13 protein-coding genes are annotated in these 15,772 nt (G+C 65.4%); 3 read left to right on the forward strand and 10 right to left on the reverse strand.

What is annotated here, in order from left to right:
- Positions 1–24 precede the first annotated feature (24 nt).
- Positions 25–1,914 (forward strand): TRAP transporter large permease subunit, encoded by a 1,890-nt coding sequence (locus I6F09_RS20700; protein ID WP_225171110.1) that lies wholly within the window; start codon positions 25–27, stop codon positions 1,912–1,914.
- Between the two features lie 21 nt (positions 1,915–1,935).
- Positions 1,936–3,585 carry an acyl-CoA synthetase gene (locus I6F09_RS20705; protein ID WP_225140887.1) on the forward strand — a complete coding sequence of 550 codons (1,650 nt, stop codon included), beginning with the start codon at positions 1,936–1,938 and terminating at the stop codon, positions 3,583–3,585.
- A gap of 54 nt (positions 3,586–3,639) precedes the next feature.
- Here the strand turns inward: I6F09_RS20705 and I6F09_RS20710 are convergent, their stop codons facing one another.
- The 9 genes from I6F09_RS20710 to I6F09_RS20750 all read right to left on the reverse strand — a co-directional run bounded on the left by I6F09_RS20710 (position 3,640) and on the right by I6F09_RS20750 (position 13,372).
- Positions 3,640–4,617, reverse strand: a complete 978-nt coding sequence (locus I6F09_RS20710; protein ID WP_057029200.1) for a TRAP transporter substrate-binding protein — start codon at positions 4,615–4,617, stop codon at positions 3,640–3,642.
- A 39-nt stretch (positions 4,618–4,656) separates the two neighbouring features.
- Positions 4,657–5,970: a TRAP transporter large permease subunit gene (locus I6F09_RS20715; protein ID WP_035999234.1), complete on the reverse strand. Its 1,314-nt coding sequence runs from the start codon at positions 5,968–5,970 to the stop codon at positions 4,657–4,659.
- A 2-nt stretch (positions 5,971–5,972) separates the two neighbouring features.
- The gene (locus I6F09_RS20720; RefSeq protein ID WP_036031428.1) at positions 5,973–6,566 is read right to left on the reverse strand and encodes a TRAP transporter small permease; all 594 of its coding nucleotides are present in this window, start codon (positions 6,564–6,566) and stop codon (positions 5,973–5,975) included.
- A gap of 158 nt (positions 6,567–6,724) precedes the next feature.
- Positions 6,725–7,522: an MBL fold metallo-hydrolase gene (locus I6F09_RS20725; RefSeq protein ID WP_035999229.1), complete on the reverse strand. Its 798-nt coding sequence runs from the start codon at positions 7,520–7,522 to the stop codon at positions 6,725–6,727.
- 13 nt (positions 7,523–7,535) lie between these two features.
- Positions 7,536–8,312 carry a TatD family hydrolase gene (locus I6F09_RS20730; protein ID WP_225188905.1) on the reverse strand — a complete coding sequence of 259 codons (777 nt, stop codon included), beginning with the start codon at positions 8,310–8,312 and terminating at the stop codon, positions 7,536–7,538.
- 13 nt (positions 8,313–8,325) lie between these two features.
- On the reverse strand, positions 8,326–10,269 hold the full coding sequence (metG, locus tag I6F09_RS20735) for a methionine--tRNA ligase (protein WP_225188906.1): 1,944 nt from the start codon (positions 10,267–10,269) through the stop codon (positions 8,326–8,328).
- A gap of 108 nt (positions 10,270–10,377) precedes the next feature.
- Positions 10,378–11,424 (reverse strand): DNA polymerase III subunit delta', encoded by a 1,047-nt coding sequence (locus I6F09_RS20740; protein WP_035999222.1) that lies wholly within the window; start codon positions 11,422–11,424, stop codon positions 10,378–10,380.
- Positions 11,421–12,107 carry a dTMP kinase gene (gene tmk / locus I6F09_RS20745; RefSeq protein ID WP_225188907.1) on the reverse strand — a complete coding sequence of 229 codons (687 nt, stop codon included), beginning with the start codon at positions 12,105–12,107 and terminating at the stop codon, positions 11,421–11,423. Before tmk ends, I6F09_RS20740 begins: the two co-directional genes overlap by 4 nt.
- A 2-nt stretch (positions 12,108–12,109) precedes the next feature.
- The gene (locus tag I6F09_RS20750) at positions 12,110–13,372 is read right to left on the reverse strand and encodes a D-alanyl-D-alanine carboxypeptidase family protein (RefSeq protein ID WP_225188908.1); all 1,263 of its coding nucleotides are present in this window, start codon (positions 13,370–13,372) and stop codon (positions 12,110–12,112) included.
- 154 nt (positions 13,373–13,526) lie between these two features.
- On the opposite strand from I6F09_RS20750, the gene I6F09_RS20755 reads away from it, so the two are divergent.
- The gene (locus I6F09_RS20755; RefSeq protein WP_225188909.1) at positions 13,527–14,483 is read left to right on the forward strand and encodes an alpha/beta hydrolase; all 957 of its coding nucleotides are present in this window, start codon (positions 13,527–13,529) and stop codon (positions 14,481–14,483) included.
- Here I6F09_RS20755 and I6F09_RS20760 read toward each other — a convergent pair.
- A complete protein-coding gene (locus tag I6F09_RS20760) occupies positions 14,477–15,403 on the reverse strand; it encodes a septal ring lytic transglycosylase RlpA family protein (RefSeq protein ID WP_225188910.1) in 927 nt (308 codons plus the stop codon). The genes I6F09_RS20755 and I6F09_RS20760 overlap by 7 nt on opposite strands.
- Positions 15,404–15,772 lie beyond the last annotated feature (369 nt).

Raw genomic sequence — 15,772 nt, forward strand, 5'->3', positions numbered from 1 at the left:
GGGGCCGTCGAGGTCGGTATCAGGATGGCTCATGTCGAGATTGAGATGACCGAAGCTGTGGGCGAGGTGACGTTGCAGTCCCCTCGCCGACCTTCGCTGCTGGCCTCAGTCGAGCGCGTGCTCGGCCTCGTCGTCGAAATCCCCACGGCGATCCTGGTGGTCGCCGAGATCGTGATCCTGTTTGCCGGCGTGGTCGCACGCTATGGCCTGCACCGGCCGCTGATCTGGTCGGACGAGCTCGCCTCGATCCTGTTCCTGTGGCTCGCCATGCTGGGCGCGGCGGTTGCGTTCCGCCGCTCCGAGCACATGCGCATGACGGCGGTCGTCGCCAGCGCCAGGCCGGCGATGCGGGCCTATCTCGATCTGGTCGCGACCTCCGCGGCCCTGGCGTTCCTGATCCTGATTGTGTGGCCGGCCTGCGACTACGCCTATGAAGAAAGCTACATCACGACGCCGGCGCTGCAGATCTCCAATATGTGGCGCGCCGCCGCGCTGCCGGCCGGCATCGGCCTGATGGCGGCCTTTGCCCTGCTGCGGCTCGCGCGCGCCGCCGACCACCGCATGGTTGCGGCCGCCGTGCTGTCGGTTGCGGTCGTGATCGGCCTGTTCTGGCTGGCCGAGCCATTGCTGCGGCCGCTCGGCAATCTCAACCTCATCATCTTCTTCGTCGGCGTCGCCGGCTTCTGCGTGTTTGCCGGGGTTCCCATTGCGTTCGGCTTTGGTCTTGCGATCTACGGCTATCTCGCGCTGACCACGAGCACGCCGGTCATGGTGCTGGTCGGGCGCATGGACGAGGGCATGAGCCACCTCATCCTGCTTTCCGTGCCGCTGTTCGTGTTTCTGGGGTTGCTGATCGAGATGACCGGCATGGCGCGGGCCATGGTGGCGTTCCTGGCAAGCCTGCTTGGCCATATCAGGGGCGGCCTGCATTACGTGCTCGTCGGCGCGATGTACCTCGTCTCCGGCATCTCTGGCGCCAAGGCGGCCGACATGGCGGCAGTCGCGCCCGTGCTGTTCCCGGAGATGAAAGAGCGCGGCGCCAAGCCCGGCGATCTCGTCGCGCTGCTGGCGGCCACCGGCGCCCAGACCGAGACCATCCCGCCCAGCCTCGTGCTGATCACGATCGGCTCGGTCACGGGCGTCTCGATCGCCGCCCTCTTCACCGGCGGCCTCCTGCCCGGCGTCGTGCTCGCCGTCACGCTCTGCATGCTGGTGTGGTGGCGCTACCGCCACGAGGACATGGGCCACGTCCGCCGCGCGACGGCATCCGAGATCGGCAAGACCTTCGTCGTCGCCCTGCCCGCGCTCGCGCTGCCTTTCGTGATCCGCTATGCCGTGGTCGAGGGCATTGCGACCGCGACTGAAGTCTCCACCATCGGCATCGTCTATGGCGCCCTCGTCGGCCTCCTGATCTACCGCCGCTTCGACTGGCGACGGCTGTTTCCGATGCTCGTCGAGACCGCCGCGCTGTCGGGTGCGATCCTCCTGATCATCGGCACCGCAACCGGCATGGCCTGGGGCCTGACCCAATCCGGCTTCTCGCGCTCGCTGGCTGCGGCCATGACGGGATTGCCGGGCGGGGCTGCGACCTTCATCGCCGTGTCGATCCTGGCCTTCACCATCCTCGGCAGCGTGCTGGAGGGTATCCCGGCGATCGTGCTGTTCGGACCGCTGCTGTTTCCGATCGCCCGCGCCGTCGGCGTGCACGAGGTGCACTACGCCATGGTGATCATTCTCGCCATGGGTATCGGGCTATTCGCCCCGCCCTTCGGCGTCGGCTATTATGCCGCCTGCGCCATCGGGCGCGTCGATCCGGCCGAAGGCATCAGGCCGATCTGGGGCTATCTGCTGGCGCTGCTGGTGGGATTGATCATCGTCGCGATCTTCCCCTGGATCTCGATCGGATTTCTTTGATGCGGTTTAAGGAGGGTGTCGATGAGCGAGCGACAGAACCCGTACAATATCGGCCTCGACAAGACGCAAGCCAATTATGTGCCGCTGAGCCCGCTGAGCTTCCTCGCGCGCAGCGCCGCGGTCTATCCCGATCACGTCAGCACGGTCTATGAAGGCCGCAGCTTCACCTGGGCTCAGACCTATGAGCGCTGCCGGCGGTTCGCCTCGTGGCTTTCGAGCAAGGGCATCGGCGTCGGCGACACCGTCGCGGCGATGCTGCCGAACATTCCCGCGATGAACGAGGCGCACTTCGCGGTGCCCATGACCGGCGCCGTGCTCAACGCGCTCAACATCCGCCTCGATGCGCCTTCGATCGCGTTCCAGCTCGATCATGGCGGCGCGAAAATCATCCTGGTCGATCCAGAGTTTTCAGGCGTCATCACTGCGGCCCTGGCGCAGATGACCGGCCCCAAGCCGCTGGTGGTCGACGTCGACGACGCATCGTTCAAGGGCGGCACGCGCATCGGCGAGATCGAATACGAGGCAGCCGTCGCCGAAGGCGATCCAAGCTTCGCGCCGATCACGCCGAGCGATGAATGGGACGCGATTGCGCTGAGCTACACCTCGGGCACGACGGGCAATCCCAAGGGCGTCGTCACCCATCATCGCGGCGCCTATCTGAACGCCGTCAGCAACATCCTCGCCGGCAATCTCGGCCAGCATCCGGTCTATCTCTGGACGCTGCCGATGTTCCACTGCAACGGCTGGTGCTTTCCCTGGACCATTGCGGCGGCCGCCGGCATCAATGTCTGCCTGCGCAAGGTCGAGCCGACCAGGATCTTCGAGCTGATCAAGCAACACGGCGTCACCCATATGTGCGGCGCGCCGATCGTCTACAACACGCTGATCAACGCGCCCGATGCACCAAAGGGCGATGCGGCCCGCCGCGTCGTCGGCCTGATCGCGGGCGCCGCGCCGCCGGTCGCGGTGCTGGAAGGCGCCGAAAGCATCGGCATCAAGCTGACGCATGTTTACGGCCTGACCGAGGTCTACGGCCCCGCCTCCGTCTGCGCCGAGCAGCCGGGCTGGGATGACCTGCCCGCCGCCGAGCGCGCGCGCATGAAGCGCCGGCAGGGCGTGCCCTACCCGCTGCAGGAAAGCGTCACCGTGATCAACCCGCAAACGATGCAGCAGGTGCCGCGCGACGGCGAGACCATCGGCGAGGTCATGTTCCGCGGCAACATCGTGATGAAGGGCTACCTGAAGAACGAGAAGGCGACCAGGGAAGCTTTCGAAGGCGGCTGGTTCCACACCGGCGATCTCGGCGTGCTCGACGAGCACGGCTACGTCATCATCAAGGATCGCTCCAAGGACATCATCATCTCCGGGGGCGAGAACATTTCCTCGGTCGAGGTCGAGGACATCCTCTACAAGCACCCGGCCGTGCTGTTCGCGGCCGTGGTGGCAAAGCCCGATCCGAAATGGGGTGAAGTGCCCTGCGCCTTCGTCGAACTGAAAGAGGGCGCCAGTGCCAGCGAGGCGGATATCATCGCCTTCTGCCGCAGCCAGATGTCCGGCTTCAAGACGCCGAAGGCGGTCGTGTTCGGGCCGATCCCGAAGACGTCCACGGGCAAGATCCAAAAGTTCCTGCTGCGCAACGAAGTCGGCTCGGTGAAGGCGATCTCGGCCTGACCAGCGGCCAAAGAAGCTTCCGCCCGCCTGCGGCGGGCGGAAGCTCTCTCATCCTCACATCTTCTTGTAGGCGTCGAGCACCGCCTGACCGTCGGCCCCTGCCTTCTTGAGCCAGTCGGCCGTGAGCTGGTCGCCGATCTTCTGGAAGCCGGCCTTCAGTGCCGGGCTCGGCGGCTCGACAGTCATGCCTTTGGCCTTGAGCTGACCGAGGTACCAATTGGCCTTCTCTTCCCAAGCCTTCCAGCCGCGCGTCTCCGCGGTGGCGGCGGCCTTCAGGATGGCCTCCTGGGTCGGCTTGTCGAGCGCCTCGAACGCAGCCTTGTTGACGAAAGTGTAGTTCTTCGGAATCCAGGCCTGCACGTCATAGAAGTATTTGAGCGACTCCCACGCCTTCGAATCGTAGCCGGTGCCGCCCGACGACATGAAGGAGTTCACCACGCCGGTCGCCAACGCCTGTGGCAGTTCCGCAGCCTGGATCGTGACCGATTGCGCGCCGACCAGTTCGCCGATCCGCGCGGTCCCGACATTGTAGGCGCGCCACTTCAGACCCTTCATGTCCTCGATCGTGGCCAGCGGCTTGTTGACGTAGACGCCCTGCGGTGCCCACGGCACCACGAACAGCAGCTTGAGACCTTGCGCGTCGAGCTTCTTGGCGATCGCAGGCTTGGAGGCCTGATACAGCTTCGTCGCCTCGGGGAAGCTGGTCGCGAGGAACGGCACGACGTCGACGCCGAAGATCGGGTCTTCGTTCTCGTGGATCGACAGCAGCACCTCACCCATCTGCGCCTGCCCGGTCACCACGGCGCGCTTGATGTCGGGCGCCTTGAACAGCGAGGCGCCCGGATGAACCGTGATCTGGAGCTTGCCCGAGGTGGCGGCTTCGACGTCCTTGGCGAACGCGACCAGGTTTTCGGAGTGCGGATTGTCCGCAGGATACGCTGCCGGCAGATTCCATTTGCTCTGAGCCAAGGCAGGTGTCGCGGCCAGCACAACGCCGGCAATCAAGGATGCGTGGAATAAACGAGACATCATCGGACTTCTCCTCACAGTCGATCTAGAGAACGGGTACGCTCAGTCTGGGAAAGCGAGCTTCGGCAGGAACGTCACGATCTGCGGATACTCCGTGATGATGAAGACCGCAGCGAGCAATAGCACAAAGAACGGGAAGGCCGCCCGCGCGACCGTGAACGTATCGCGGCCGCTCATGTTCTGGAGCACGAACAGGTTGAACCCCACCGGCGGCGTGATCTGCGCCATTTCGACGTGGATGATCAGATAGACGCCGAACCAGACCAGGTCGAGGCCGGCCTGCCTGACCATGGGCAGCACGATGACAGCGGTCAGAACGATCATCGAGATGCCGTCGATCAGGCAACCCAGGATGATGTACATGATGCTCAGATACAGCGCCAGCATGCTCGGCGTGAGCTGCTGGCCCTGGACCCAGGTGGCGAGCGCGGCCGGAATCCCCGTATAGGCCATCGCCGCCGTGGTGTAGGCCGCGCCTGCCAGGATCAGCATGATCATGCAGGTCAGGCGCGTCGCGCTCATGATGCTCTCGAGGAAGTTCTTGCGCGTGAGCGTGCCGCTCCACCAAGCCAGCAGCAGCGCGCCGGAAACGCCCCAGGCCGCGCACTCCGTCGCCGTCGCAAAGCCGAGAACGAGCGACAGGAACACCGCCAGGATCAGCAGCAGGCAGGGCGCGAGCTTGGCGGACTCGCGCAGCTTCTGCCGGAGCGGCATCGGCGGATCGCGCGGCGGAACCTTTGTCGGGTTGAGCAGCGACCAGATGATGATGTAGCCGGAATAGAGCGCGATCACGAGCAATCCCGGCAGGAAGCCGCCGAGAAACACTTGAAGCACGGAGACGTTCGCCGTGACGGCATAGACCACCATCGGAATCGACGGCGGGATCAGCAGGCCGAGCGTGCCCGAGCCCGCCAGCGATCCGAGGCTCAGGCCCTTGTCATAGCCGCGCTTGTCGAGCTCCGGCAGCGCGATCTTGCCGATCGTCGCGCAGGTCGCCGCCGACGAACCCGACACCGCCGCGAAGATGCCGCAGCCGATCACGTTCACATGTGTCAGCCGTCCGGGCAGCCACTGCACCCAGGGCGACAGGCCGCGGAACATTTCCTCCGACAATTTGGTGCGGAAGAGAATCTCTCCCATCCAGATGAACAACGGCAGGGCCGCCAGCGTCCAGGATGAGCTCGCGCTCCAGGTGGTGGTCGCAAGCACGGTGCCGAGCGGCAGGCTCGTGGTGAGCGCCATCGCCACGAAGCCGACCAGCCCGAGCGAGACCGCGATCCAGACGCCGCTTCCCAGCAGCAGGATCATGACGCCGAGCAGGACGAACGACAGCTCGATCATGCCGAGACTGGCCATGGTCAGCCCCCACCGCCCTGCGAGATGCGTTCGACGAACTCTTCCGGAGTTTCGTCGGGCGAGCCCTTCTCGTAGCTCGGACGGTTGCCGCCGATGACGTTGACCATCTCGTCGATCAGCGCGATCGAGAGGATCACGAGGCCGCCGGCGAAGCCGAGCTGGGGAATCCAGAGCGGAAGCGCGACCACGCCCTGCGCCACGTCGTTGAAGCGCCAGGAATCGTAGGTCATCTGCACAGCATGACGGGTGAAGTAGAGAATGAAGGCAGCGGCAATGCCGAGCGCCACGACCTCCGCGATCTGCTTGGTCCGCCCGTGCAAGCGCTCGAGCAACAGGCCGACGCGGATCATCTCTCCGCGCTTGAAGGTGTGAGCGAGGCCGAGGAACGCCATCGCCGCCATGCACCAGGACGCAAAATCATCGCCGGCGGGAATGTTGAGCGCAAACTGGCGCCCGACCGACATCACCATCATGATTGCGAAGATCGCGACCAGGAAGACGCCCGCGGCATAGCCCGCGCCGAGATAGAGGAGGTCCAGCGCGCGTCGTACCGGTCCCTGAGTCGCTACTTCGTCCTCTGCCAACGCGATCCCCATCCTCACACGAGGCGACTCGACGGACCGATAGCATCCGACTGCCGGTCCTGTTTGAATATCGCCCTGCCCAACGCCTGTCTTTCAGACGTTAGATCAACATGATGGGGCCGGTGCAAGCAAGGTCTATGCCGGCTGGCAGGAGAATTTCCACCGCGGGTTTAGTGCGTCTCGAGCCGCAGCCCGTCATAGGCCGGCACCACGCCAGGGGGCAGCGACTGCCGGATAACCTCATAATCGACGTCGGCGGTCATGTTGGTGATGACCGCGCGCTTCGGCTTGAAGCGCTCGATCCAGGACAGCGCGTCGTTGATGCTGAAATGGCTGACATGGCCGGTGTAACGCAGGCCGTCGACGATCCAGAGATCGAGATTTTCCAGCGCCTCCCAGCTCTCGCGCGGGATATCATTGAGATCAGGCGTGTAGGCCGCATCCCCGATGCGGTAGCCGAGCGCGGGGATGTTGCCGTGCTGCACCAGAAAGGCGGTCATCGTCACCGCGCCGCCCTTCCCCAGAATGGTCTGGCTTTCTCCCGCCTCGATCGAATGCCGCGTCAGGATCGGCGGATAATCGCTGCCCTCGGGCGAGATGAAGCAATAGGAGAACCGCGACAGGATGTCCTTGGCGGTCGACTGGTTGAAATAGGTTGGAATGCGCCGGCGCATGTGCATGACGACCGAGCGCAGATCATCCATGCCGTGGGTCTGGTCGGCATGTTCGTGCGTCAGGAACACCGCGTCGATGTGGTCGACATTGGTCGAGAGCAATTGTTCGCGCAGGTCCGGCGAGGTGTCGATCACGATGCGTGTCGTGCCATGCTCGGACGTCCGTTCGACCAGCAGCGAGCAGCGGCGACGGCGGTTCTTGGGATTGTTGGGATCACAGGCGCCCCAGCCGAGCGCCGGGCGCGGCACGCCGGCGGAGGAGCCGCAGCCCAGGATCGTCAGCGTCAGCGTCATGTGGCTCCCAGTCTCAAGCTTTCACCTTCGAGAACAGGCGGAAGAAGTTTTCGCTGGTCTGGCGCGAGATCTCGTCGAGCGACACGCCGCGCGTCTCGGCGAGCACCTTTGCGACCTCGACCACGTAGGACGGCTCGTTGCGCTTGCCCCGAAATTTGCCGGGCGCAAGATAAGGCGAGTCTGTTTCGACCAGGATACGATCGGGCGGCAGTTCGGCTGCGATCGCGCGTAAGGTCTCCGATTTCTTGAAGGTCAGGATTCCCGTGAAGCCGATATAGAGCCCGAGCGACACCGCCTTCAGTGCCAGCTCGCGCCCGCCCGTGTAACAATGCAGGACGGCGCGAAACGATCCCTTTGCGGCCTCCTCTTCTAGGATGCGCGCGCAGTCCTCGTCGGCCTCGCGGGTATGGATCACCAGCGGCAGGCCGGTGGTGCGGGCGGCGGCGATGTGGGCGCGAAAGCCCCTCGCCTGCGCCTCCGGCGAGCCGTTGTCGTAGAAATAATCGAGCCCGGCCTCGCCGAGCGCGACGACCTTGGGATGCTGGGTCAGCGCAATCAGCTCATCCGGCGCGATGCCGTCCTCCTCGTCCGCATGATGCGGATGGGTGCCGACCGAGCAATAGACGTCGTCATAGCGCTCCGCGATGGCGAGCAGGTCCTGCAGCCGCCGGACCCGCGTCGAGATCGTGACCATGCGGGCGATCCCGGCGGCTCGCGCCCGCGACACGATACCGTCGAGATCTTCCGCAAAGTCCGGAAAATCCAGATGGCAATGACTGTCGACCAGCATCGTGCGAACGCCTTCAGGCCGCCGGCTCGACGTAGCGCGGGAACGCCGGCATCGGCGCCGGCAGCGTCGAACCGGGCGCGATGCGCTTGGCGCCGCCGAGCATGTCAAAATTGCGCTCGGCTTCGGGGATGCCGAGGCTGTCGAGCAGCTTGCCGGAGGCGGTCGGCATCGCGGGCTGAGCCAGGATCGCAATCTGACGCACGACTTCGGCGGTGACGTAGAGCACCGTCTTCTGCCTGGCCGGATCCGTCTTGGCGAGCGCCCACGGCGCTTCACCCGCAAAATAGCGGTTGGCCTCCGCGACCACGGCCCAGACGGCGTTGAGCCATTGATGAATCTGCTGCGTCGCCATGGCTTCACGCGAGGCAGCGATCATGCCGTCGGCCATCGCCAGGATCGCCTTGTCGTTGTCGCTGAACTCGCCGGGCTCGGGCAGCACGCCGCCGAGCTGTTTTGCGATCATCGACAGCGAGCGCTGCGCGAGATTGCCGAGATCGTTGGCGAGATCGGCGTTGATGCGCGCGACAATCGCCTCGTGATTGTAGTTGCCGTCCTGGCCGAACGGCACCTCGCGCAAGAAGAAGTAGCGCAACTGGTCGACGCCGTACTGGTCGGCGAGGTTGAAGGGATCGACAGTGTTGCCGACCGACTTCGACATCTTCTCGCCCCTGTTGAACAGGAAGCCGTGGGCATAGACCCGTTTCGGCAGCGGGATGCCCGCCGACAAAAGGAAGGCCGGCCAATACACCGCATGGAAGCGGATGATGTCCTTGCCGATGACGTGCACGTCGGCCGGCCAATAGCGCCAGTTCTTGTCGCTCTCATCGGGGAAACCGACGCCGGTGATGTAGTTGGTCAACGCATCGACCCAGACATACATCACGTGCTCTTCGTCGCCGGGCACCTTCACGCCCCAATCGAACGTGGTGCGCGAGATCGAGAGATCGCGCAGGCCGCCCTTGACGAAGCTCACCACCTCGTTCTTGCGCGAGTCCGGCCCGACGAAATCGGGCTGATCCGCATAGAGCTTGAGCAGCTTGTCCTGGTACTCCGACAAGCGGAAGAAATAGCTCTTCTCCTCCACCCATTCCACCGGCGTGCCCTGCGGCCCCAAGCGCACGCCATCGTCGTTCACACGCGTCTCGTCCTCGGCGTAATAGGCCTCGTCACGGACCGAGTACCAGCCCGAATAGGTGTCAGCGTAGATGTCGCCGTTCGCTTCCATGCGGCGCCAGATCTCCTGGCTGGAGCGGTGATGCTGCTCCTCGGTGGTGCGGATGAAGCGGTCGAACGACACGTCCAGGCGCTCGTCCATCTCTCTGAAGCGGCCGGCATTGCGCATCGCGAGCGCGGCGGTGGACATGCCTTCGCTCGCCGCCGTCTGAATCATCTTCTGGCCGTGCTCGTCGGTGCCGGTCAAAAAGAACACATCCTTGCCGTCGAGCCGCGCAAAGCGCGCCAGCGCGTCGGTCGCGATCGCCTCATAGGCATGACCGATATGCGGGCTGCCGTTGGGATAGGCGATCGCAGTCGTGATGTAGAACACGTTGTCGCGCGCGGCGGCCACCGCAGGCGCGGCAGCGTGCGGAGAAGCGACGGGCTTCGGCGCGCGCGGGGCCTTGGACTTCGGCGCCGTTGGCTTCACAGGCGCGACGGGAGTCGGTGCGGCGGTCACGGCAGGCGCAGCCGCCTTTTTCGCGACCTTCTTCGCCGGAGCCTTGGCCGGCTTTTTGGCAGCCTTCTTCACCGCCTTCTTGGCGACGACCTGCTTCTTCGCGGCCTTCTTTGCGGCGCCCTTCTTCACGCTCTTCCTGACGGCAGCCTTCTTGGTCTTCTTGACCTTCTTGGCAGCTTTGGCCGCGCGCGCCTTGGCCTTTTTCGCGGCTTTCTTGACGGCCTTCTTCGCAGCCTTCTTGCCGCTCTTGCGTTTGACGGATTTCTTAGCTCGCGTTGCCACCACGAATTCCTTTACCGGCTTCTCGAATTTTGGAAACGGCTCGGCGTTCCGTTATTGTTTTGCGCATGATCTTTCGGAAAACCGCTGCGCACTTTTCCGGATCATGCTTTAGCGCGTTGCGTCCGCCAGCCAGCCGAACACCGAGAAAACCAAGGGCTTTCGCTCCAGATTGTAGGTTTCGGTGTCGCGCGCGGCGCGGACGATCTTTTCCCATACCTCAGCTAGCCGCGCAAGGCGCGGCAGGTTCTGGTTGGCATTGGCCTCATCCGCATGCAGGCGCTCCGCAATCCAGCGGTCGATGCCGTCGATGAAGGCCGCAAGCGCCACGCGGTCGCTGGTGCCGAGCGAATCGCCGAGCGTGTGCAATTCGCGCGGATCGACCTGCGGCAGGCGCGCGAGCAGCGCCGCCGTGCGCTGCTGAAGCTTCAGGGCCTCGCCACCGAGCAACGTCAGCGTCCGTGCGACGCTGCCCTCGGAGGCCTCGGCCGCCTCGCGCAGCGCGGCATCGTTCGGATCGAGCTCAGCCGCCGAAGCTGCGGCGCCGATCACATCGTTCGTGGTGAGCGGCCGCAGGCGCAGCTTGCGGCAGCGCGACTGGATCGTGGCGAGCACCCGCGCGGGCGCGTGGCTCACCAGCAGGAACAGCGATTGCTGCGGCGGCTCCTCCAAGATCTTCAGAAGCGCGTTGGCCGCGTTCGGATTGAGCTCGTCGACGGTGTCGACGATGCAGACGCGCCAGCCTTCGGCCGCGGCGGTCGAGCCGAAAAAACCGATCGTCTCGCGCGTCTCGTCCACGGTGATCACGGTGCGCATCACGCCGCGCTCGTTGGCGGTGCGCTCGAGCGTCAGCAGGCCGCCATGCGAGCCGGCCGCCACCTGCCGCGCCACGGCGTCGTCGTGATCGATCGCAAGGCTTTCGGCGCGCTGCACGGCCGGCGCCAGCGGCTGCGCATGGGCGAGCACGAAGCGCGCCATGCGATAGGCCAGCGTCGCCTTGCCGATCCCCTGTGGCCCGCCGATCAGCCAGGCATGCGGAATGCGTCCGCTGCGATAGGCATCAAGCAGCGCGGCCTCCGCCTCGCGATGGCCGAACAGCTGCGACGTCTCGCGCGGATGCGGTATGGCGGTTTCGCGCTCGGCCTGACGCGGGCTCATACCGACACCACTGACGCAGGCGTTGGCAGCAGGCGCTCGCGCAGCGCCGTCCAGACGCGCGCGGCGACCGTGTCCGGATCGGAATTGGCGTCGATCAGCACGCAGCGCGCGGGATCCTCCGCCGCGATCTTGCGATAGGCTTCGCGAAGGCCCTGGTGGAAGCTGAGATTCTCGGCCTCGAACCGGTCAGGCGTGCCGCTACCGCGGCGCGCGGCGGCGCGTTGCAGGCCGATCTCGACCGGCAAATCGAGGATGATGGTGAGGTCCGGCTTGAGGTCGCCGATCGTCACCCTTTGCATCGCGTTGATCAGGCCATCGGGCACCTGGCCGAGGCTGCCCTGATACGCCCGTGTCGAGTCCGCGAAGCGGTCGCACAGCACCCACACGCCCTGGCTCAGCGCCGGCTGGATCACGGTGCGGACATGGTCATCGCGCGCGGCGGCAAACAGCAGCGTCTCGGCCTCGGGGCCGAGCAGCTTGCCCATGCCCGACAGCACCAGATGACGCATGATTTCAGCGCCCGGCGAGCCGCCCGGCTCCCGCGTCACGCGGATGCGCAGCTTTGCCGCCTTGAGGCGGTCGGCGAGCTTCTTGATCTGGGTCGACTTGCCCGTGCCCTCGCCGCCTTCAAAGGTGATGAAGCGTCCCCGTCCGGACGGCCGCTGTGCAGCGCTCTCACTCATGATCAGAGCTTCTCGGCGCCTGCGCGGAACATGCCGATCACGAGCTCGCTGGCGCCGTCGATCGCGCGGCGCATGGTCGAGCCGGTGCCGATCGCCTCCGCGGCGTAGACCGGCGTCTCGACCGCGATGTTGCCGCTGCGCCAGACCCTGACCACGCCGACCCGCTGGCCGGCCTCGATCGGCGCGCGCACCGGGCCACTATAGACGATGCGCGCGATCAGCTTGTCGCTGCCGTTCTTGTGCACCATCACCTTCACAGGGGTCTTGGCGATGAGCTTGACCGACCGGCTCTCGCCGCCGAACACCTTGGCGTAGCCGACCGGCTGCTCGGCTGCGATCAGGGTGCGGGTCTCGAAATTGCGAAAACCCCATTCCAGCATCTTCTTGGCTTCCGTGGCGCGGTCCTCGGGATCGTCAAGTCCGTTGACGACGACGATCAGCCGCGTGCCGTTCTGCACGGCGGAGCCGACCATGCCGTAGCCGCCTTCCTTGGTGTAGCCGGTCTTCAGGCCGTCAGCGCCTTCCATCGAATTGAGCAGCGGGTTGCGGTTTTGCTGGCGGATCTTGTTCCAGGTGAACTCCTTCTCGCCGAACAGTTTGTAGAATTCGGGGAAGTCCAGGATGATGTGCCGGGCAAGCATGCCGAGCTCGCGCACCGTCATCTTGTTGCCGGGATCGGGCAGACCGCTGGAATTGGCGAAGGTCGACCTGGTCATGCTAAGCTCGCGGGCGCGCTTGGTCATGAAGTCCGCGGCAAAGATCCGCTCATTGCCCGCCATGGCTTCGGCCAGCGCGATGCAGGCGTCGTTGCCGCTCTGGATGATCGCGCCGCGCAGGAGATCGTCGACAGAGACCTTGCTGTTGATGGCGGCGAACATGGTCGAGCCGCCCGAGGGGGCCCCGCCTCTGCGCCAGGCATTCTCGCTGATCCGATACTCGTCGTTCAGCTTGATGTCGCCCTTCTTGATGGCATTGAAGACGACCTCCGCGGTCATCAGCTTCATCATGCTCGAGGGCGCGCGCAGCTCGTCGGCGTTCTTCTCGAACAGCACGCTGCCCGAGGAGGCTTCGATCAGGATCGCGGTCGGGGCATCGCCGTCGAAGCCGGCATCTTCCGCTTTCTTGCCGCCCTGGACGCTCTGGTTGGCCGCAAGGAGCGCCCCGCCCCAGCCGATGGCCGCTGCCAAAACCGTCGCGATCAGCCCGCGTGCCAGCGTTCCGGCGGTGAGCCGGTTGCGACGAAGCAAAGGAAGACGAAGTGCCATGGCGAAGCCCTGAGAGAGGCGTTCTAACAGGTGGAACAGATGCGAACAACACGCGGTTGGACGCTTGTCGCCGAGATTGCACGATTCTCGCTGCGCCCCTATCGTGACGCCTCATGTTTTTCGACCAAACCCCTGAAACAAGGCGGAAAAGCGAATGCCCTCAACCCGCATGATCAAGTCCAACGGGGTCGAGCTGTTCGTCCGCGAAGCCGGACAGGGACCGCTGGTCGTGCTGTGCCATGGCTGGCCGGAGCTGTCCTATTCCTGGCGCCACCAGATCCTGCCGCTCGCCGAAGCCGGGTTTCACGTCGTCGCCCCCGACATGCGCGGCTATGGCCAGAGCGCGGCACCACTCGATATGAACGCCTACTCGATCTTCGACACTGTCGGCGACGTGGTCGGCCTGGTCCAGGCCCTCGGCGAGACCAAGGCGATGGTGGTCGGCCATGATTGGGGTGCACCGGTCGCCTGGCACGCGGCGCTGTTCCGGCCGGACATCTTCACGGCGGTCGCGGGCCTGAGCGTGCCGCCGCCGTTCCGGGGCCGCGGCAAGCCGCTCGACCTGCTGCGCCAGGGCGGCGTCACCAATTTCTACTGGCAGTATTTCCAGACGCCCGGCGTCGCCGAGGCCGAGCTCGAGCGTGACGTCGCACGCACCATGCGCATCGTCCTCGGCGGGCGGGGCCTCGCCGATCCCACCGCGGCCATGTTCGTGCAGGAGGGCAAGGGCTTTCTCGGCCACGCGGGCGCCGACGAGCCGCTGCCTGGCTGGCTCAGCGAGGCAGACCTGGCCTATTTCACCGAGGCCTTCCGCAAGTCCGGCTTCCGCGGCGGGCTGAACTGGTATCGCAACATCGACCGCAATTGGGAGCTGACCGCGCCCTGGCAGGACGCGCAGATTCACCAGCCTTCCCTCTTCATCGCAGGCTCGAAGGACGCCGTCATCACCGGCCTGATCGGGGCCAAGCGCGTCAACGAGCTCGAGCGCGTGCTGCCCAATCTGAAGCGCAAGCTGATCATCGAGGGCGCCGGCCATTGGGTGCAGCAGGAGCGGCCCGAAGAGGTGAATGCGGCGCTCGTCACGTTCTTGACGGAGAGCGCAGCTCAGTAGAGGCCGCGGCCGCTCAGGATGCTGCGGGCCTCGGCGGCGCCGTCGGTCGAGGCGGCCGCGCTGTCGGCGGCGTAGCGGCCGTCCTCGTCATAGGACACCGCGCGGGCGTTCTGGAGCGCCCGGCCCCGGCTGCGGCCCGAGGCTGACATTTCCGAGGTGGCATTGAGCGAAGCCATATCGGCCGAGGTGCTGCCGAGATTGTACGGCCGCCCCTCCGGCATCGGGACCTCGCCGCGAATGGCACCGCGGGCCGAGGACGGCAGCTCCGGCACAAACGGCTTGGCCGAGGCGACCCGGACCATCGAGGGCGACGGCGCCGGAACGCCGGTCCGCAGGGTCGCCAGAAGCTGACGGTCGTCGGAGCCTTCGAGCGGCGCGCGGCCGACATATTCGACCCGGACCTTGGCAACGCCGTTCCCTTTGAATTCAAGGAGTTCGGCGGCCTTGTTCGAGACATCGATGAGGCGGTTGCCGTGATAGGGCCCGCGGTCATTGACGCGGACGATCAGCGACTTGCCGTTCGAGACGTTGGTCACCCGCGCATAAGACGGCATCGGCAGGGTCGGATGCGCCGCGGTCAGCGAGGTCATATCGAACACTTCGCCATTGGCGGTCAGGCGGCCGTGGAAACTGTCGCCGTACCAGGAGGCCATGCCCTCAGCTCGGTAGTTGGCGTCCTCCTCCGGCACGTAAGTCCGGCCCGCCACGACATAGGGCTTGCCGACGCGGTAGGTGCCGCCACCCTTCGGGACCGGATCGCCGAAGGCCACCACCCGCGGGCTCGAGGACACGCCGTATTTCGGGTCGACGCGGCTGGCGAACTTGTTCGAGGAAGCGCAGTTGGCGAGCGCAAGGCAGGTCGCGACCGCCGCAACACCGCGCGCGGCTCGCAAAACCGAATCTGACCGATGGATCCCCATGCGCCCCAAATACCACTTCGCCGGAGGCGTACCCAACCCGCTTTGGCTACGGGGAGCGCTGTCCGGTCATCTCATCCGAGGCGGCCCACCACCGTCTCGGAAGCGGTAACGATAACGCAACCCGAACGCGGCGGAAATGGGGAGCCCATGGCGATCACGCCGGGATGGTAAACGAGAGGTTCGCATTTTTCCGTTGTTCTACGGGGCGATGGCCCCCGCACTGTGCCAGTGCCGGACAGTCTGTTGCGCCAAATCCTCACTCCACCCCCATTGTCGCGCCGCTCACCGAAATTCTTTTGACTGTGCAAGGCCGCCCGCGTTCTCTCGGATGCGAGGGCGGGATTTGGAATTTAACGATGATCGAGACGG

This window comes from Bradyrhizobium sp. IC3195 (assembly GCF_020193585.1).
In the GTDB taxonomy this organism is placed as follows: Bacteria; Pseudomonadota; Alphaproteobacteria; order Rhizobiales; family Xanthobacteraceae; genus Bradyrhizobium; species Bradyrhizobium yuanmingense.